Source organism: Neisseria sp. HMSC068C04 (genome assembly GCF_001810105.1).
Lineage (GTDB): Bacteria > Pseudomonadota > Gammaproteobacteria > Burkholderiales > Neisseriaceae > Neisseria > Neisseria flavescens_B.
Genome location: NZ_KV799899.1, coordinates 1 through 3,863 on the forward strand (window position 1 = coordinate 1; position 3,863 = coordinate 3,863).

The following is a 3,863-nucleotide window of genomic DNA, read 5'->3' on the forward strand; positions in this document are numbered from 1 at the left end:
GGGTGAGGGCGCCGTTGGTGGTGAATGGGGCGAATAGCTATGCATCAATGAAGCTGCCTTTGTTTGAAGCAAGTAAACGCTACGCCTTACGTTTCCAAATGTTGGATGACGACCAGAATCCCTACGCGCATACAGAATATGTAGCTTATTTGAAAGATGCCCAAATCCATAAGGGTAAAACTGATGAAAATGGTTATACGGAAGTATTCTACTCGCTAGAACCTGAAAGAATCAAAGTACAAATGCTTTATTCAAATAGCTTAAATATTGATGATATAAATTAAGGAAAAATATGAAAATCTTCCACTTGGGCTGTAAGGTTGACACTAATATACCTATTTCAGAATTGAAATATAAAATCCAAATATATGACACAGTAAAGAAAAAATATATGCCATATTTAAACTCATTACAGCCTGTGCTTTCTTCAAAAGAGGTGTATGTTGCGTTTAATTTCCCTATTGATTTATCTGAGGAGCAGGCTGCAAAATATAAAGTATTTATTTATCTTTACCGTAAATATCAAGCTTCTTCTCCTACCTTAGTAGATTATAGTACTCAAGTTTTGGGATATTTTTACAAGGCAGATAACTATAAAAAATTAAAGCCACTCAAAGCAATGCAGAGTAGCGGAGATACTTCTGGAAAGCAACCTGGGAATTCTCCACCGACAGACATATTAAATATTAGTCGTAAGCAGATTTTTGTAACGCCCGAATATCCAGCCGGACATCAAAATGACCCGTTTAAAAAAGATAGAATCGAACAGGAATTGAGGGATAGGCTGGCAGCAGGAAGACAAAGTCAGGGCGAAGGTTATCCAAACCAAAAACGATCATCCTTATGCGGACCTGCTGCTTACTTTTACTGCTTACTGAAGGATCGTCCCGATCTTTATCAGATAGCGGTCAAGCAACTATGGGAAACAGGAAAAGCAAATTTTGCCAATCTGGAAATTAAGGCAGGTGATGCGGCTCAGCCTAAAAACTTTTTTGATGAAGCAGGAGACCAAAGAATATCTGGATTAGATTGGATCACCTTAGGCAGTCTGCGCGATTCGGAAAACCTGATTTGGGATTATGACAGCCCAACCAAAGAAATGGCAGCTATTACAACTCATTGGGATATGGAAAAGTGGTTGACAAAATCGGATGCGAAAGACCTGCGTAATTTAGTCACGATTCGTGGTAGCAGCACTCTGAAAGAATTGGCGGAAATAAACAAATATGCTATACAAGGCTACCGTGTTGTGCAACTGATGAGTTCGCGAAATATTTTTCAAGGTGCAACGACACCGAACCTGAAGACACACTGGATAGTATGGGAAAGTCCGCTGGTAAGCCAAAGTACAGGGTTAAATATTGATGAAAACAGTAACCTGACAGACTTAGTGGATTTAAAACTATTTACCTGGGGCTGGGTAGGAAAGTTAACACAATTTGGAGATATTCAACACACTAGTACAATTACTTTGAAAAAGTTTCTAGAAGCCAGTTTTGGGGCAATTGTGTTTAAAAGTTTGTGAAGTATCAGCAAATTATGGAGGATATTTAAGTATGATGAAAAATGTATTTATCTTTTCGGCTGCAATAGCGTTATCCGGTTGTTTTGCCGGCAAACATAAAGTTCAGGCATTACCAGATGCAGAATTAAATAAGCCATATTTCATAGAATTAAGAACTAAATATGCTGCTTATCCCGATTATTTCAGGGTAAAAATGGATCCTCCGAATTCGGGGTTGACTGTAACGCCTACCAATATGTGGTATAACAAATTGAATATTTCTGGAACTCCACAGACCAAACAGGATATTAAGATTGAAATATCTTATTATGTAAGAGGAGCAGTAGGCTGGTTTGAAAGTATGGACCAGAAAGAATTTTATCAGATAAAAGTTAAAGAATGAGTTAAAGTAATCTGAACGTTTAGTTTAGATAGCTTTTCTCTAAGAAAGGATTGTTCATATTTCAAGAAAGCACTGTGTTGTTTACATAACAGGCGTAGGTTGAATTGGACGCCTAACTTTCACAAAGGTCGTCTGAAAATTTTCAGACGACCTTTTTACTAATGGCAGTCGTTCTGTTCGATTGTTCATACAACAGAAGAAACGAAAGATGATATATCTGTTTTGCCAAGAGAGCCGGATACACTATTCGTCCCAATCGATCATGTTGAAATAATTGAATACACCGCAGGTTATCCGATAGAAATCGTCTCATTGCGCAGCCAGCTAACGAGAGAAGTAATTGACCAAAACAGCAGACTGACTAAATCAGTACAGGTCGATTTTCAAAAAATTATTGTTAGATCAAAATGGAAAGTTTTATACCGTCGCCACATCATTTATACCGCCCTGAATATCCCAGATACCGTCGGCTGGCAACATGCAGACGCGTTATTGAACGGATACGAAGAAACCAAACACCGGAATCATAACGATATATCGGTCAGACATGTCGACAACGAAAGGTATATCGACCGCATCATCGCCATCCGTCGGCGCGATGCCCGAAATGAGGAAAAACGCCATAACCAATCCAAACCCACCAACCGACCGAGAGGTAGAAAATGACAGAAAACGCAATACAGTACGACCGCAATAAAGACCGTCAGGGATTGTTTAAAGAAGAGTTTTTTAGACAGTCATATCAAAATAATCTGTGGTTACTTAATGTAGCATTAGAAGGAATGCATGAATTTCCAACGTCACCACCAGAAACAGTTGTCGATTCATTATATGTATTGACCATAGCAGAATACACCGCAGGTTATCCGATAGAGATCGTCCGCGACCGCTTTGCCCAGGCAATCGAATACAGCCGTTTGTGTTTGGCAATCGATAAAAAATATCCCGTGGACGATCCCGAACTGATCGAAGAAGGCTGGACAATGTCCATTTGGGGCGGAGGGGCGAGTGGCAGAGATTTTCTGGTGAACGCCATCGGCTTGTGCCTTTTGTTTGAACAGGCTGACTGGCTGGAAATTGTCAAACGGTGCTATGAATTGGACGGCTTTATTGACACATCTTTTAATGCCTTGATCAATATGGTTATTCCGATGGATTTTGATCCGAAAGCCAAATTCCGGTGCGGTGGTTATAATTTCCGCAAACCCCTGCTACAAGCAATCATGGCGGAGAGCAAGGAAGAAACCCTGAAACACCTCAACGCCTATCTCGCCGGTTGGTACGACGGCAACCGAAAAATCGGCAATCCCCTCATCGACACCCATTTGGAGCAAGATCCCGAATATGGGGGCTATATCGGCTACTGGAGTTTTGAATCCGCCGCAGTTGCCTATTTGAAAGACTTGGATGACACCTCCTTGAGGCAATACATGTATTACCCCAAAGATATGGTTGATTGGGCGAGGGAGCAGAAACTCAAACGCGAACAGGAGCAAGATGGGAGCGACAACCTGCCTCTGCTCCTCAACGCAGGCACACCCGCTCCGTTTACAGGAAGATACGGCATCAATAATTTTATCGGACACGAAATCCAAATTAATCAAGGAGAGCTTCTGCCTGCCGGACAAGTCAGTGCGAAGAGGGATAAGAACGGTAATCCTATTTTCCGGGAAGATACTGTTTGGCGGCTACTCAAACGCGAAGACAAAGGTAAAGTCCGTTTCAGCGAAAAAGAATTGGAAGAGCTTCAAAAATAAAATAGAAACGAAACGATAAAAAGGTCGTCTGAAATCATATCGGGTTTTCAGACGGCCTTTTGCATAATGCACAAGAGTAGCCGCCACCAATACTTCTACGACAAACTTGGCAACCTTATCAGAGAGTACCGCCACGACAGTCTGGACGGCACAGCCCGAAGCCATGTCTGGCATCACCGTTACGACGCATTGGGCAACC

At 41.5% G+C, this 3,863-nt stretch carries 5 protein-coding genes; 4 read left to right on the forward strand and 1 reads right to left on the reverse strand.

Annotation, left to right across the window (positions count from 1 at the left end; translation table 11 throughout):
• The 3 genes from HMPREF2700_RS11760 to HMPREF2700_RS00405 all read left to right on the forward strand — a co-directional run.
• Positions 1-284 (forward strand): hypothetical protein (locus tag HMPREF2700_RS11760; RefSeq protein ID WP_210389835.1); only part of this gene is annotated, 284 nt, incomplete at its 5' end.
• An 8-nt stretch (positions 285-292) separates the two neighbouring features.
• Positions 293-1,525: a hypothetical protein gene (locus HMPREF2700_RS00400; protein WP_070589138.1), complete on the forward strand. Its 1,233-nt coding sequence runs from the start codon at positions 293-295 to the stop codon at positions 1,523-1,525.
• Positions 1,526-1,556: 31 nt separating this feature from the next.
• Positions 1,557-1,907 carry a hypothetical protein gene (locus tag HMPREF2700_RS00405; RefSeq protein ID WP_083303919.1) on the forward strand — a complete coding sequence of 117 codons (351 nt, stop codon included), beginning with the start codon at positions 1,557-1,559 and terminating at the stop codon, positions 1,905-1,907.
• A 489-nt stretch (positions 1,908-2,396) separates the two neighbouring features.
• Here HMPREF2700_RS00405 and HMPREF2700_RS11945 read toward each other — a convergent pair whose 3' ends face one another.
• Positions 2,397-2,531 carry a hypothetical protein gene (locus tag HMPREF2700_RS11945; RefSeq protein WP_283129655.1) on the reverse strand — a complete coding sequence of 45 codons (135 nt, stop codon included), beginning with the start codon at positions 2,529-2,531 and terminating at the stop codon, positions 2,397-2,399.
• A gap of 212 nt (positions 2,532-2,743) precedes the next feature.
• Between HMPREF2700_RS11945 and HMPREF2700_RS00415 the strand changes: the two genes are divergently transcribed.
• Positions 2,744-3,664 (forward strand): PoNe immunity protein domain-containing protein, encoded by a 921-nt coding sequence (locus HMPREF2700_RS00415; protein ID WP_283129656.1) that lies wholly within the window; start codon positions 2,744-2,746, stop codon positions 3,662-3,664.
• Positions 3,665-3,863: the final 199 nt, after the last annotated feature.